14 protein-coding genes are annotated in these 15,255 nt (G+C 37.2%); 4 read left to right on the plus strand and 10 right to left on the minus strand.

What is annotated here, in order from left to right; all coding sequences use genetic code 11:
- Positions 1 to 57: 57 nt before the first annotated feature.
- The gene (locus T323_RS0100850) at positions 58 to 522 is read right to left on the minus strand and encodes a DUF441 domain-containing protein (RefSeq protein ID WP_026671596.1); all 465 of its coding nucleotides are present in this window, start codon (positions 520 to 522) and stop codon (positions 58 to 60) included.
- 163 nt (positions 523 to 685) lie between these two features.
- On the opposite strand from T323_RS0100850, the gene ytvI reads away from it, so the two are divergent.
- Complete coding sequence (gene ytvI / locus T323_RS0100855; protein WP_026671597.1) at positions 686 to 1,798, plus strand: sporulation integral membrane protein YtvI; 1,113 nt, start codon at positions 686 to 688, stop codon at positions 1,796 to 1,798.
- A gap of 87 nt (positions 1,799 to 1,885) precedes the next feature.
- On the opposite strand, the gene T323_RS0100860 is transcribed toward ytvI, so the two are convergent.
- From T323_RS0100860 to T323_RS0100895, 8 genes are all read right to left on the minus strand, one after another.
- Positions 1,886 to 2,281 carry an FxsA family protein gene (locus tag T323_RS0100860; protein WP_026671598.1) on the minus strand — a complete coding sequence of 132 codons (396 nt, stop codon included), beginning with the start codon at positions 2,279 to 2,281 and terminating at the stop codon, positions 1,886 to 1,888.
- Between the two features lie 62 nt (positions 2,282 to 2,343).
- Positions 2,344 to 4,098, minus strand: a complete 1,755-nt coding sequence (gene pyk / locus T323_RS0100865; protein ID WP_026671599.1) for a pyruvate kinase — start codon at positions 4,096 to 4,098, stop codon at positions 2,344 to 2,346.
- A gap of 45 nt (positions 4,099 to 4,143) precedes the next feature.
- On the minus strand, positions 4,144 to 5,103 hold the full coding sequence (gene pfkA, locus T323_RS0100870) for a 6-phosphofructokinase (RefSeq protein WP_026671600.1): 960 nt from the start codon (positions 5,101 to 5,103) through the stop codon (positions 4,144 to 4,146).
- Positions 5,104 to 5,219: 116 nt separating this feature from the next.
- Positions 5,220 to 6,197, minus strand: a complete 978-nt coding sequence (gene accA / locus T323_RS0100875; RefSeq protein ID WP_026671601.1) for an acetyl-CoA carboxylase carboxyl transferase subunit alpha — start codon at positions 6,195 to 6,197, stop codon at positions 5,220 to 5,222.
- A gap of 13 nt (positions 6,198 to 6,210) precedes the next feature.
- The gene (gene accD, locus T323_RS0100880; RefSeq protein ID WP_026671602.1) at positions 6,211 to 7,056 is read right to left on the minus strand and encodes an acetyl-CoA carboxylase, carboxyltransferase subunit beta; all 846 of its coding nucleotides are present in this window, start codon (positions 7,054 to 7,056) and stop codon (positions 6,211 to 6,213) included.
- Between the two features lie 112 nt (positions 7,057 to 7,168).
- A complete protein-coding gene (locus T323_RS0100885; protein WP_026671603.1) occupies positions 7,169 to 7,828 on the minus strand; it encodes a FadR/GntR family transcriptional regulator in 660 nt (219 codons plus the stop codon).
- A gap of 34 nt (positions 7,829 to 7,862) precedes the next feature.
- Positions 7,863 to 9,095, minus strand: a complete 1,233-nt coding sequence (ystJ, locus tag T323_RS0100890; protein WP_026671604.1) for an NADP-dependent malic enzyme — start codon at positions 9,093 to 9,095, stop codon at positions 7,863 to 7,865.
- A 96-nt stretch (positions 9,096 to 9,191) separates the two neighbouring features.
- Positions 9,192 to 12,548: a DNA polymerase III subunit alpha gene (locus T323_RS0100895; RefSeq protein ID WP_026671605.1), complete on the minus strand. Its 3,357-nt coding sequence runs from the start codon at positions 12,546 to 12,548 to the stop codon at positions 9,192 to 9,194.
- A gap of 141 nt (positions 12,549 to 12,689) precedes the next feature.
- On the opposite strand from T323_RS0100895, the gene ytrH reads away from it, so the two are divergent.
- Both ytrH and ytrI read left to right on the plus strand, forming a co-directional pair.
- Complete coding sequence (gene ytrH / locus T323_RS0100900) at positions 12,690 to 13,025, plus strand: sporulation membrane protein YtrH (protein WP_026671606.1); 336 nt, start codon at positions 12,690 to 12,692, stop codon at positions 13,023 to 13,025.
- Positions 13,022 to 13,528 (plus strand): sporulation membrane protein YtrI, encoded by a 507-nt coding sequence (ytrI, locus tag T323_RS0100905; RefSeq protein ID WP_026671607.1) that lies wholly within the window; start codon positions 13,022 to 13,024, stop codon positions 13,526 to 13,528. The genes ytrH and ytrI overlap by 4 nt, the downstream gene beginning before the upstream one ends.
- Before the next feature lie 343 nt (positions 13,529 to 13,871).
- Here the strand turns inward: ytrI and T323_RS0100910 are convergent, their stop codons facing one another.
- Positions 13,872 to 14,825, minus strand: a complete 954-nt coding sequence (locus T323_RS0100910) for a DHH family phosphoesterase (protein WP_026671608.1) — start codon at positions 14,823 to 14,825, stop codon at positions 13,872 to 13,874.
- A 101-nt stretch (positions 14,826 to 14,926) separates the two neighbouring features.
- Here T323_RS0100910 and T323_RS0100915 point away from each other — a divergent pair, with 101 nt between their 5' ends.
- Complete coding sequence (locus T323_RS0100915; RefSeq protein WP_026671609.1) at positions 14,927 to 15,232, plus strand: YtpI family protein; 306 nt, start codon at positions 14,927 to 14,929, stop codon at positions 15,230 to 15,232.
- Positions 15,233 to 15,255: the final 23 nt, after the last annotated feature.

Here is a 15,255-nt window from a genome sequence, read left to right on the forward strand (position 1 = left end):
TAACTAATCAGACTTTTCTGACTAGTGGCACTTGCTATACTCCCATTAAGCTTGTTGCTAGATTGAAGAGAAAAATTCAACAACCTTAATAGCAAAATAGGCAATGCCTGCTCCTATTAGTGGTCCTACTGCTACACCTTGAAATAAAGCTACAGCAAGAATCGTCCCTATCACAAGGGCTGTGGTGATGTGAGGATCTGTTTTTAATAAATCAATTCCATTAGCTGCAATTAAGGCAACGGCGATTCCAGATATCATCGCAATCCAAGCATATGTAGACCGAAATGCCTCTGTTAGCTGTTTAAACCCAATTTCACCAGTAACAATTGGAATTAACACGGCGATCATAATCATAGTAACCCCCCAATTAATTCCTTTTTGCTGGATATAGGGGAATAACATTGTTCCTAACCCACTGTATTGAATAACAAGCAACACAATGACCGCAACAGTTAATGAATTATTTCTACCAATAATCCCAATAGCTAATAAGAGTAACATAAACAAGGTTGACTGAGACATAAAGTTAACGTGCATCCTTCCACATAGTCTATCTCCAACATTTTACCACATTTATTTTAAACTCGCTATCCTTCATCTTTTCATTAGTCCTCAACTCCTTTTCATGTTTTCCAAAGATCCTCATATATATGTAGTACAAGCGTTATAAGTTTGGGAGGTATGTATGGATAAAAAGTTTTTCGGTATGGGGTTAAGATTATCTATAGTACTTCTTAGTATAAGTATAGTTGTAATTAGCCTTTTTTATATTACAACGATAACCTACCCCTTTTTGTTTGGCTTTATTCTCGCGTTTTTTATGAATCCCATTGTTTCATTTTTTCAATATCGCCTTAAAATGAAACGAACGATCGCTGTTCTGCTCACCTTATTTTTGCTTATCGGTACGGTTTCAGGTTTATTAACTTTGTTTATTACTGAAATCATTTCAGGCTCAAATTATTTAGCTACTGTTGTTCCTTTACATATTAAAACGTTAATCACATACTTCGAAACATTTTTTATTACTACGATTCTGCCTTTTTATGAATCAATAATTCGTATGTTTAATACGTTGGACCACGAACAACAATCAACAATTATGAACTATATTCAATCTTTCACATCACAAATCGGAACAACGATGAGTGTAGCAGTACAAAAGCTTTTTAATGGTTTGTCTGATTTATTACTGTCTTTACCGAACCTCGCTACGGTGTTCATTTTTACGATTATGTCAACTTTTTTCATTAGTAAAGACTGGCTTAGATTAACCGAATTTTTTAAAAAAGTTGTCCCTCAAAAAGTTGTGAATAGTACAACCAAAGTATTACTTGGATTAAAACAAGCTTTTTTTGGTTATTTACTTGCTCAGTTAACACTAATTTCAATGACTTGTGCGATCGTTTTAACCGGATTACTTTTTATTAAAGTAGATTACCCTATTACAGTCGCAATCGTTATTGCGATCGTCGATTTAATCCCTTATTTAGGGACAGGGCTCATTTTTATTCCATGGATTATTTACTCTTTTGTGTCTGGTGATTTATCATTAACGATTGGATTGTCGATTCTTTATGGAATTGTTGTCGTCCAACGCCAGCTTATGGAACCGAAAGTTCTTTCATCAAGTATTGGACTTGATCCACTTGCTACGCTTATTTCTTTATTTGTTGGCTTCCAGCTTTTCGGTTTACTTGGTTTAATGATTGGTCCTGCATTACTTATCTTGCTTAAAACACTGTACCATGCTCATGTTTTTCATGACCTTCGAGATTTTGTTGTTGGAAAAAAATAAATCATCCCCCTTTCAACGAAAAAGGGGGATGATTCTCGAACATTGGTTCACTAGCGTTGTAGCATTTTTAGTGTATGTCCGTTAGTCTTATTTTCTTGAAATAATGACAAAGCTTCCGTTTTGAATGAGTTTTTGAAATGCTTTGACCATCAACGCTTTGACTGTACCACGCGTTTTAGGAATAAGCAAATAAAACCCAATAAAATCTGTTATAAAACCTGGTGTTAATAAAAGAACACCACCAACTAAAATACATAATCCATCTAAAATAATTCCACTTGGTACTTCTCGGTTTTGCATTTGTAATTGAGCCACACGTAACGTATGCAAACCTTCTTTTTTTGCTAACCATGCTCCAATAACACCTGTCAAAATGACTAACCCTACGGTCACCCAAAACCCAAGATAGTTGCCTGAAAGAATGAGCACAGCAATTTCAGCAGCCGGTATGATAATTAATAAGAGAACTAGTATTCGATACATAACACATTCTCCTTAGTAAAAAAAGAAGGGAAGCTCCCTTCTTTTTTTTATTCTGTTATTTATTATAATACACGAGCTTGACCTCTGTAAATATCGCCACGTGTGCTATCAACAGTGATCTCTTCGCCATCTTTAAATAAAGATGTTGCATTTTCAACACCAACAATGACTGGAATTCCAAGGTTCAGACCAACAACTGCAGCATGAGACGTTAAACCACCTTCTTCTGTAATGACAGCAGCTGCTTTTTCAAAGGCTGGAATCATATCTTTATCCGTGCCATTTGTCACAAGGATCGCTCCTTCTACCATGTTGTTAAGAGCATCTTGGTAGTTTGTCGCCACTACCACTTTACCTGTAGCTGCTCTAAGACCCACACCTTGCCCTTTTGCAACAACTTCACCGATAACATGTACTTTTAATAAGTTCGTTGTTCCTGATTCACCAACAGGTACCCCCGCTGTAATAACAACAAGATCTCCATGATTCACTTTACCTGAAGCTAATGATGCTCTCACTGCGATATCTAACATTTCATCCGTCGTTTCAGCCTCATGGCCTAATTGTGGATAAACACCCCAAACAAGCGATAATCTTCTCATAACATCTTCATTACTAGTTACAGCAATGATTGGTGCTTTCGGACGATATTTAGCTGTTGCACGTGCTGTAAATCCACTTTCTGTTGCCGTAAGGATTGCAGAAGCTTCTAAATTAAATGCTGTATGTGCTACAGATTGACTAATTGCACTTGTAATCGTAGGTTTGCTCATTTTCACTTGCTTTGAAAGCAATTCTTGATAATTTAATGCTTCTTCGGTACGACTAGCAATATTATGCATTGTTTGAACAGACTCTACCGGATAGTCTCCTGCCGCTGTTTCACCAGATAACATAATTGCATCTGTTCCATCAAAGATCGCATTAGCAACATCACTCGCTTCAGCGCGAGTTGGTCTAGGATTACGCTGCATCGAGTCAAGCATTTGCGTTGCTGTAATAACTGGCTTTGCTGCAGCATTACATTTTTTAATTAAATCTTTTTGAACGAGTGGTACTTCTTCAGCAGGAATTTCTACTCCTAAGTCACCACGCGCCACCATTAAACCATCAGACACTTCAAGAATTTCATCGATATTATCCACACCTTCTTGATTTTCGATTTTAGGAATAATATCAATGTTTGTTGCATTATGACGCTCTAAAAGTTCGCGAATTTCAAGAACATCTGTTGCACGTCTTACAAATGATGCCGCAATAAAATCAACGCCTTGCTCAATACCGAATCGGATATCAGCAGCATCTTTCTCTGTAATACCTGGGAGGTTTACACTTACGTTAGGAACGTTAACCCCTTTTTTATTTTTAAGCGTTCCGCTGTTTAATACTTTTGTTTTAATTTCTGTTTGGCCAACTTCTGTTACTTCAAGACCAATTAATCCATCATCTAACAAGATTTTAGAACCTGGCTTAACATCTTGAACTAAACCAGGATATGTAATTGAGATTTTATCTTTGTTCCCAACAACTTCAGTCATCGAAACGACTAATTCTTGACCTTGAACGAGCTCAGCAACGCCACCTTCTAACGTTTGCGTACGAATCTCAGGGCCTTTTGTATCAAGTAAAATCGCGACCGTCTTCCCCGTTCTTTTTGAAGCTTCACGAATGTTTTTAATTCTAGCCCCATGTTCCTCAAAATCACCATGGGAAAAGTTTAATCGTGCTACATTCATCCCTGCTTCTATTAACTGTACTAATGTTTCTAATTTTTCACTTGCTGGACCAATCGTACAAACAATTTTTGTCTTTCTCATAACTTGCTTCCATCTCCTTATCGCTCCACTAAGATTTTCTTGATTTTATATTGATAACTCTTGTGATAACTTGTACATTTCTAAATCAATTGAATGTGGTACCTTTAAAATTTCTGTAATGTCATGATAAACTAGTTCGTTTTTTTGAATTCCTACTGTTACACCTGCTTTACCTTCAAGTAATAACTCCACAGCTTTTGCACCTAAACGACTAGCTAGCACACGGTCTGCTCCTGTTGGTGAACCCCCTCGTTGAATATGTCCAAGTACAGTTACTCTTGTCTCAAGGTTTGTTGCTTCTTGAATTTGTTTTCCAAATTCAATCCCACTCCCAACACCTTCAGCAACAACAATAATACTATGTTTTTTGCCACGTTTATGACCTCGTTGCAAACGGTCAATGACTTGTTGAATATCGTGGTCCGCTTCTGGAATGATAATCGTTTCTGCTCCATCAGCAAGACCTGACCATAATGCTAGATCTCCTGCATCTCGCCCCATCACTTCAATGACATATGTACGTTCATGTGATGTTGCCGTATCACGGATTTTATCAATGGCATCAATGACTGTATTTAACGCCGTATCAAAACCAATTGTAAAGTCTGTACCCGGAATATCATTATCAATCGTCCCTGGAACACCAATTGTCGGATAGCCATGCTCCGTTAATTTTTGCGCACCACGGTACGACCCGTCACCACCAATAACAACAAGACCCTCAATGCCAAATTTCTTTAACTGTTCAATGCCTTTTTTCTGACCTTCTAACGTTTTAAACTCTTCACAGCGAGCTGAGTATAAGATTGTTCCACCACGTTGAATAATATCGCCAACAGAACCAATTTCAAGTTTTTTAATATTACCTGCAATTAACCCAGCGTAACCATTGTAAATTCCATATACTTCCACATCATGATAAATGGCTTTTCTCACAACTGCTCGAATGGCAGCATTCATCCCTGGCGCATCTCCACCACTTGTTAATACCCCAATTTTTTTCATAATGCTCCTCCTTATCTCGTGCTTGTATTTTCAAAATACCACTTTCATTAGACGAAAACAATAGTCATTCCGCCAAAATAGAAAGTGCTTTCTTTACAAAAAGAAAGCACTTTCCCTTATTTTATACCAATGGTATCGTTTACAACCGAAAATTGTCCAATTTGTTTATATTTTATGTAACGCTCTTCAACAAGCTCTTCTTGTGACATTTTTTTCAAGCTTTGTAACGACTGTTCAATAACAGCATCAATAGCCTCTGCTTGTTGTTGAATACTACGATGTGCACCGCCTTGAACTTCAGGAATAATTTCATCTATAATCCCCATTTCTTTCAAGTCAGGAGCCGTAATTTTCATTGTTTCTGCTGCACGTTGAGCTTGACCAGCATCTTTCCATAGTAAGGCAGCAGCGCCTTCTGGGGAAATAACAGAAAACCATGTATTTTCTAACATATGAATATGGTTTCCAACACCAATCGCTAGAGCACCGCCACTAGCACCTTCTCCAATAATAATACAAATAATTGGAACTTTGAGTCCTGCCATTACGAGTAAATTTTTAGCAATCGCTTCACTTTGTCCACGTTCTTCAGCAGACATCCCCGGGTAAGCGCCTTTCGTATCAATAAAACAAATAATTGGGCGATTAAACTTTTCAGCCTGTCTCATCAGGCGAAGAGCTTTTCTATATCCTTCAGGGTGGGGCATACCAAAATTACGACGGATATTTTCTTTTGTGTCTCGTCCTCTTTGATGTCCTATAACAGTTACAGGAGTCCCTTTATAATAGGCAACACCACCAACGACCGCCTCATCATCACCATATAAACGGTCACCATGCATCTCGATAAAATCGCTAAATAATATATCAATATATTCTAATGTAGTAGGACGCTCACTATGACGCGCAATTTGAACTCGCTCCCACGGTGTCAGTTTCCCATATATATCTTGCTCTAAATTTTGAAGTCTTGTTTCAAGCTTTGCTATTTCATCACTTAAATCAATGTCTTTTTCTTTTGTAAAAGACTTTAATTCATTTATTTTTTCTTTTAATTCTACTATCGGCTTTTCAAACGATAAATCAGTAGCCACCTTTACACCTCCTCTACTTTTTATGCATATCTAATAGTGTTGTTAATGTTTCTTTTAAATCATGACGATGAACGACTCGGTCAAGTTGTCCATGTTTTAACAAAAATTCTGCCGTTTGAAAGTCATCTGGTAGTTCTTGACGAATCGTTTGTTCAATAATACGTCTTCCAGCAAATCCAATTAACGCTCCAGGTTCAGCAAAATTATAGTCTCCTAACGAGGCAAAACTCGCTGAAACTCCTCCTGTTGTTGGATGTGTCATGACCGAAATAAATAAGCCCCCTTGTTCATCAAGCTTACTTAAAGCAGCACTTGTTTTGGCCATTTGCATTAAACTCAAAACACCTTCTTGCATCCTTGCCCCACCTGAAGCAGAAAAAAGAATAAAAGGAATTTCTTTTTCGATAGAACGTTCAATCGCTCTTGCAATTTTTTCGCCAACAACCGAACCCATACTTCCCATTCGAAACCTTGAATCCATTACTGCAATAACAAGTGGCAAACCTGACATTTTTCCTTCGCCAGTCACTACAGCTTCATTTAACCCTGTTTTTTTTCTATCTTGTTCAAGCTTATCCTGATACGTTGGAAATTGAAGTGGATCCTCAGAAATTAAATTTCCATTTATTTCAACAAATGTTTCTTCATCAAGTAAGCTTTCTATTCTTTCATATGCTGACATTCTGTGGTGATAACCACAAGAATCACAGACTAAACAATTTTTCTTTAATTCTTTTGTATACATTATCGTGCGACATGATGGGCATTTGGTCATTAGTCCTTCAGGAACTTCTTGTTTCGCACGCTCTGATGGTATCGTAGCATACTTTTTCTTTTTCGAAAAAAAGTCTCTTAACACGATTACACCTCTTTTTATAATAGACGTCTTTCTATCAAAATTTACCTAATCATACCATATTCATTGTTTTAGCTGCAATGAATGTAAAGCACTAGAATACATGGGAGTATCGTTAAAATCCACTGTTTTTCAAGTGCTGCGATAGTGCATGAATCGCTTTTTCTTCATCTTTGTCTCTTAACGCTTCATAGATTTGTGTATGTTCTTCTATTGATGCAGAAGGTCTTCCTTCACGTAATAACGAGTCATGAAGAGCGACTTTATTATATTCTACTAGTGGAACCCATATGTTTAATAACAAGCGATTATGACAAGCTTCTACAATCGTCTTGTGAAACTTATAGTCATCTTCTACTGGTATTGTTCCATCATTCCATTGTTCTTTTGAATGTTCGATTAATTGTTGTAATGTTGCTAATTGTTGTTCTGTTATACGTTGGCAAGCTAGACGTAAAGCTTCAATTTCAACGATTTTTCTAGTTTCAGATAAGTCTGCACGAGCGGCCTCATCTCGCAATATAAAAGATAATATAATTTCAACTAACCGATGGCTATTGCGTTGCTTGATAAACGTTCCTTCTCCTCTTTTTGTTTCAATTAAATCTAAGAGCTCTAAGGAACGAAGTGCTTCTCTTACCGAAGAACGCCCCACCTGAAGGCGATCGCTTAGCTCTCGTTCAGATGGGAGTTTGTCTCCTGCTTTTAACTTATCTTCATTCATAATCTGTTGAATTTGTTTTAATATTTCAAGATAAACTTTTGACTCTGGCATTTGTTCACCTTTTCTCATCTAACATAAAGATGGACTACTCTATAACAGCTAATTTTCTCGTTGTTTCTGCTACTTGTTCAGGATCAACTTGACGACGTGCTACGCCTGTTTCCATTGCGGTCTTTGCAACAGCTGCTGCAACAGCAGGAGCTACACGAGGGTCAAATGGAGCGGGTATGACATAATCGGATGTAAGCTCATCTTCAGAGATTAAATCTGCAATCGCATAAACAGCAGCCACTTTCATTTCTTCGTTAATATGAGTCGCTCTCACATCTAATGCACCACGGAAAATTCCTGGGAATGCTAGTACATTATTTACTTGGTTTGGAAAATCAGAGCGCCCTGTTCCAATGACTTTGGCCCCTGCTTCTTTTGCATCCTCTGGCATAATCTCTGGAACAGGATTTGCCATCGCAAATATAATAGGGTCTTCATTCATGCTTTCGACCATTTCTTTTGTTAATGATCCAGCAACTGAAACCCCGATAAAGACATCGGTTCCTTTGATAACATCAGCTAGACTGCCTTCTTTGCGGTCACGATTTGTAAATTTAGCGACTTCATCTTTCACACTGTTCATACCAAATGTTCTACCATCATAAATCGCGCCTTTAGAATCACACATAATAATATCTCTTACACCCATTCGTTCAAGCAACTTAATAATGGCAATCCCAGCTGCACCTGCCCCATTGGCAACAACTTTAATTTCAGATAATGATTTCCCTGAAAGTTTTAATGCATTAATTAAGCCAGCTAACGTAACAATGGCTGTTCCATGTTGGTCATCATGGAAAATAGGAATATTTGTTTCTTTTTTCAATCTTTCTTCAATGACAAAACAATTTGGAGCTGCAATATCTTCTAAATTAATTCCGCCAAATGTTGGTTCTAACAATTTTACAGTTTCAACAATTTTGTCTACATCATTAGTCCGTAAGCAAATTGGAAACGCATCTACCCCTGCAAATGATTTAAATAACACAGCTTTTCCTTCCATAACGGGAAGAGCCGCCTCTGGTCCTATGTTTCCTAATCCTAGAACAGCAGTCCCATCCGATACAACAGCAACCATGTTGCCTTTCATCGTGTATTCAAATACGTTTTCTACATTATCAAAAATTTCCTTACAAGGTTCTGCTACTCCAGGTGAATAAGCAAGACTTAAATCTCTCGCATTACGAACAGGGACTTTTGATTTTGATTCAAGCTTTCCACGATTAACCCTATGCATATGTAATGCTTCTTCTCTAGTTGTTGCCATATTAAAACAACTCCCTTCCCTATAATACCTTTTACTGGTCAGACCACTTAGAAAAACTGTTTCTATTATAACAAAACATTTTAAGTTGTACATCAACTATTCTTTTTTCACAACGACATTTCCTTCTCCAAGTATTCGTTTAAGTGAAGATAAACATTCGTTTTCTAGTTGAACAAAGAAGTGTTTGGACAATTTCTTATATTGTTGTTCACGCTCATAATATAAAATGACTTCAGCCTGTCCTGGAAAAGTGGTTATCACTTCTTTCACAGCTTTAAGAACTTTATTCGATTCATACTGTGCGGGAATTTTTAAAAATAATGTTTCTTTTGCTTTTGGTGGTAATTTTTCTATTAAGCATAGCTTTTCGGCAATAAAGCTTCGTTTTCCGTTTCTCGCTTCTGCTCTTCCTTCAAAAAAGACTAGCTGTCCTTCTAGCAATTGTTGCTTATATTGTTCATAGACTTTTGGGAACACGGTAATATCGATTTCCCCAGTTTCATCACTCACCTTTAAAAAAAGCATGTCCTCGCCTTTTTTTGTTCTCACTTTTCTTACTAGCTCAATTAAGCCAGCAATTCTTTGCTTCTTTGAAATCGGTTCAAGGAAAGCTAGCTCTTGTATATTGTAATCTTGCAAAATAGTATGGAATGCTGTTATAGGATGGCCTGAAAGATAAAAACCAACAACTTCTTTTTCAAACCGTAACTTTTCCTTATCTGTAAATGGTGGTACATCATCATATGGTTTTTTTCCTTCATCTATGCTAAAAAGTTGTCCAACTCCTTCAGACATCTTTTTTAGCTCATCACAATACGTTAGCACATCATCTAATGAAGCTAATAATTGCGCTCGATGATACCCACACTCGTCAAAACAGCCTGAAATAATAAGAACTTCGATCGTTTTTTTCGTGACTATTTTTAAATCGACCCGACTACAAAAATCGTACAAGTCTTTATACGAACTTTTTTGCCTTTTCTGTATGATTTCATACGCCGCTTTTATCCCTACATGCTTAATCGCTTGAAATCCGAATCGAATTGAACCATTCTCCAGTCCAAAATGGACTGAGCTGTTGTTAATGGATGGTGGGAGCACTTTAATGTTTACTCGTTTTGCCTCTCGTATATATTGAAATAATTTCTGGTCATGATAACTGACACTCGTCAATAGTGCCGCATAAAAAGCTTGAGGATAGTGAGCTTTTAGGTACGCTAATTGATAAGCAATGACACTATAAGCAACGGCATGACTACGATTAAAACCATAATTTGAAAAGCGGACAATTTGGTCATACACTTGATTTGCACTTGTTTCACTATATCCATTTTGGATGGCCCCAGCGATAAATTTTGCTCTTTGATGCTCTAAATCTTCTCGTTTCTTTTTGCTAACAGCTCTTCGTAATAGGTCTGCTTCTCCTAAAGAAAAACCTGCCATTCTTGAAGCGATTTTCATAATTTGTTCTTGATAAATCATAACTCCATATGTTTTTTCTAGAATTGGTTGCAAATGTGGATGAATATCATTGGGTTGTTTTTTTCCATGTTTTCTCTCAATATAATCATCAATAAACTGCATCGGGCCTGGTCTGTACAATGCATTTACCGCCACAATATCTTCAAATTCGGTCGGCCCTAACTTCTTTAGAACTTGGCGCATTCCTTCCGATTCAAGTTGAAAAACACCTGTTGTATCTCCACGACTTAAAAGTTGATAGGTCTTTGCGTCCGACATATCGATTTTGTTTACATCAACATCGACTTTTTCAAATGAGGAAATAAGTGAAACAATTTCTTCAATTAGCGTTAAATTCCGTAATCCAAGAAAGTCCATTTTTAACAAGCCGATTTCTTCTAGAATCGCCATCGGATATTGAGTGAGTGCCATATCTTCTTGCCCGGGCTGTAATCCGACCAATTGTAATAGCGGCTTTTCACTTATAACAATTCCAGCTGCATGAGTCGAAGTGTGCCTTGGGAGCCCTTCTACTTTTTTTGCAGTTTCATATAATGACTTTGCTTGTTCCGATTGTTCAATGAAAGCTTTCATTTCTTTACTTTCTTGTAGTGCTTGTTGTAACGTCACACCTGGAGCACTTGGTATTTGCTTTGCTAACTTATCAATTATTGATTGCTCGATCATTAACGCTTTTCCTACATCGCGAATGGCGGCTTTCGCAGCTAACGTTCCAAAGGTAATGATTTGTGCGACATTGTTTTTGCTATATTTCGTTTTCACATAATCAATCACTTCATCACGACGTTGGTCAGAGAAATCAATATCAATATCTGGCATCGAAATCCGTTCTGGATTTAAAAAACGTTCAAATAATAAGTCATAACGGATTGGGTCTACCTTTGTAATATTTAATAAATATGCGACTAATGATCCAGCTGCTGAACCACGACCAGGTCCTGTCATAATCCCTTTTTCGCTAGCAAACTTCATAAAGTCCCAAACAATTAAAAAATAATCACTAAAGTTCATTGACGCAATAACCTCAAGCTCATACTCTAGCCGTTGATACGCTTTGTTGTCTTTTGGATATCGAACTTGTACTTCTTTTCTACATAATTTCTGCAAATACTCATGGGCTGTCATATCCTTGTCTGGCAGGGGATATTTGGGCAATAATCGTTGATGAAACTCCAATTCAACACAGCACGTGTTAGCAATGTCAATCGTTTGTTGTAACGCCTCTGGAACAGCTTTAAAAAGGGTAGTCATTTCACTTGGAGCTTTTAAAAAATATTGAAGTGTTTTTTCTTCTTTCCTTTTGCTATCGACTGGCTCACCTAATCGAATGGCTTGCACCGTATCATAAGCAATTGCATCTTCCTTTTCAAGAAAATGAACGTGATTTGTCGCGACAACACGAATGTGATGCTTTTTCGATTGTGTATACAACTCTTCCACCATTTGAATATCTCGTTTTTCATGAAGTTGTAATTCAATAAATAAATTCTCAGAGCCAACTTGATGAATAAATTGGTGTATGACATTCGTTCCTTCATCATATTGTTTTTGAAAAATAGCTTTCGAAAGTTCTCCCCCTTCAAATGGGAGAATGACGATCAAACCTTCTTTAAACGCCCACAACGTTTCTTTGTTAATAGCAGGAGAACGAAATGGTCCCATTTGTGCTTCGGTTGATAAGGCTAACAAATGTTCATACCCCTGTCTATTTTTCGCTAACACAATAACCTTTGATGTTACAGCCCCATTATCTTTTTTATCGACTACATCAAGTTCAAGGCCTAAAATTGGTTTAACCCCATGTTCAAGACAAAGTTTGTAAAATGGAATAAGTCCATATACAACGTTTTTATCGGTTAATGCTAACGCTGAAATTCCTTTCTCTTTCGCTGATAATACCAAATCTTTTAATCGGCAAACGCCACTTAATAGGCTATATTCACTATGGATATGTAAATGAGCAAAAGCCATAGCTACACCTCTTTCCTTTTTCCGTTCTCAATCCTTTCCTTATAGTATGGATAACGATTCTAAAAAAAACAAGCATATTCCATCTAAGACGAGCTATATATGATAATAGGGGAAACAAGAGAAAGAGAAAAGGAGGAGCCAATGGACCGCACATTATTAGCTACTCTCATTATTGACTTTTTTGTCGCGTTTGGAGTGATTATCGGGGGGGCGATTATCGGAGGAATGGCCGCATTTTTAACGGGAGATCCCCCTTTAAAAACGATACATGATCTCGCTGGCAGTTTAAAGATTTGGGCCCTTGTTGCTGCAATCGGAGGAACGTTTGATGCCTTTACTAGCTTAGAACGAGGACTCTTTCAAGGTACCCATGATGACATCATAAAAACATTATTAATGATTCTTGCCGCCTTAAGTGGGGCACATAGTGGGACAACGATTATTCAATGGATTACACAGGAGCATTTAGGTCCATGAGAATCCCTCCTTATTATAAGCGGCCTGGCTGGCAACGCTTTTTTGCTGGAATCATTATCGGCATGCTGATCGGTTGGGGTTTTTTCGTTTATCATTTTGGAACGATTCACGACCGCTTAATTATTAAGTTAAAAACCCAAGAAATAACGATACAAAATTTAAATGAGGACCTTGAAGAACTGCGAAGTACGGAAAAAAGATTAAATGAAGAAAATCAAAAGAAACTAACCATTCAAGAAATTGAAGTTGACTTTACAAACGATAAGGATTTACGACTAAATGAATTAACGATTTATGAATTAAAAAGCAGTGTCATTAATGAACTAAAAGGATTAAAAGGAAAAGACATTGCCTCTGTAGCTGAAACGAACGATTTAATGCTTAAAACGATCGAAAACAAAACATTTGAAATTGGGGAAACAAAGTATCGGTTAAAACGAGAACAAGTGTATTTATTTACGACTCTTACGTTATATTTAAAAATAGAAATCGTTACAGGTTAATGATTGATTTATTAAAGAAAAACGCAGAAGCGTCTTTTCTTCCAAGCGAAGTGCGGAGCCCTGCCCGCTTTTAACAGTGAACCACAAGTGCTTTTCTTGGGGTGAAACGCGCAGGTGCGCAGCCTTCGCTCTACTTGAATAGCTTTCAAAGCTTCACTGCTACACCAAAATTTTTATGCTTTCTTATATGTCTAGAAAAAAAATTCTTCGAAAGAATAAGATATTTATCACATTACAGCCTCAGAATCCGGGCTAGGTGCACGCTTTTTTAGTAAGAAACCAAACAAAAAAACGCCTTTGAGTCAAGTGCGTTTTTTCTACGGTCTGTGGTGTAACCTACTGGTTACACCTTTTCATTATAAACTTTACATAATGCTTCTAAGTCCGCTAGTATAGTTTTTGTTTCATCCCAAGATTTGGCCTTTGCTCCTGAGGCAAGCGGATGACCTCCTCCGCCATATTGTTGTGCTAACGTATGAATATGTGGTCCTTTTGAACGGAGCCTTACTCTTATTTTTCCATCTTCATCCTCGACAAAAAACACCCAAGCGACTAATCCTTCAACATCAGAAAAGGTATTTACTAATAGTGAAGATTGTTTTGATGTGACTTTAAATTTCATCATTACTTCCTGAGTTAATGTCATTACACCTAACCCTTGTTTCGTTAACTCAAAATGTTGTAGCACATACCCTTCTAACCTCGATAATGCAACATCCTTTTTGTATAGTGCCGAATAAAAGTCATTATGGTCAATCCCTACTTCTAGGAGTAATGCAGTATAATAGTGAGTCATTGGTTTTGTATTTGGATAGCGAAATCTACCTGTATCTCCTACAATACCAGCATATAATAAGCGTGCAGCACTTTGTTGTAACCGATACCCTCGTTTTTTCCCTTCCTCATATAGCGCAATAACCATCTCACTTGTAGAAGACGCTGATGTATCCACCCACATGAGGTCTCCATACGGTTCTTCATTCGGATGGTGGTCAATCTTAATCATGTAATCCCCATCCGTATACCGGGAATCACTAATTCTTTCCGTGTTGCCTGTATCACAAACGATAACGAGTGCCCCTTCATACACACTGTCGGATATGAAGTCCATTTCTGCTAAAAACGTTAATGAGGGGTCTTCATCTCCAACGATAAACACTTTTTTTTGATTATATGTATCTTGAATCAGGGCAGCAAGACCTGCCTGTGACCCGATCGCATCTGGGTCTGGTCGTTCATGACGATGTATGATAATCGTTTCATATTCCTCAATTTTGTCTAAAATGTGCCTAATCATTACTTTTCTCCTTTTGTTTCTTCGTCTTTACTGGATTTTCATAATTGTTCACGTTACAATAACGAAAGACAAATAGGTTGTCCACGTGAGGAGGAATCTTTGTGGTTCAAACATTTTTTATATTAATTATATTTTCTATTGTCTTTTTCCTTTATTTTAAAGTGAAATATTGGCGTACACATCAACCGATAATGAAAAAATGGACTCAAACAAAAGCAAATATGGCCCTTGGATCATTTTTACTTTTCTTTGGCTTAAATTCCTTATTATTTCCAAGAAGTACTCTTGAAATTGTCATTGGTGTCATTTTTTCTTTGTTAGGTTCTGCTAATGTTTATTTTGGTTATAAAGCCTATAAACATTATATGCCCTATGCTTTACAAGAAGCAGAAACGAAACAAAAATAAATCGAACGCATAATTTTACCCGC

It is taken from the genome of Alkalihalobacillus bogoriensis ATCC BAA-922, from assembly GCF_000621445.1.
GTDB lineage: Bacteria > Bacillota > Bacilli > Bacillales > Bacillaceae_F > Bacillus_AO > Bacillus_AO bogoriense.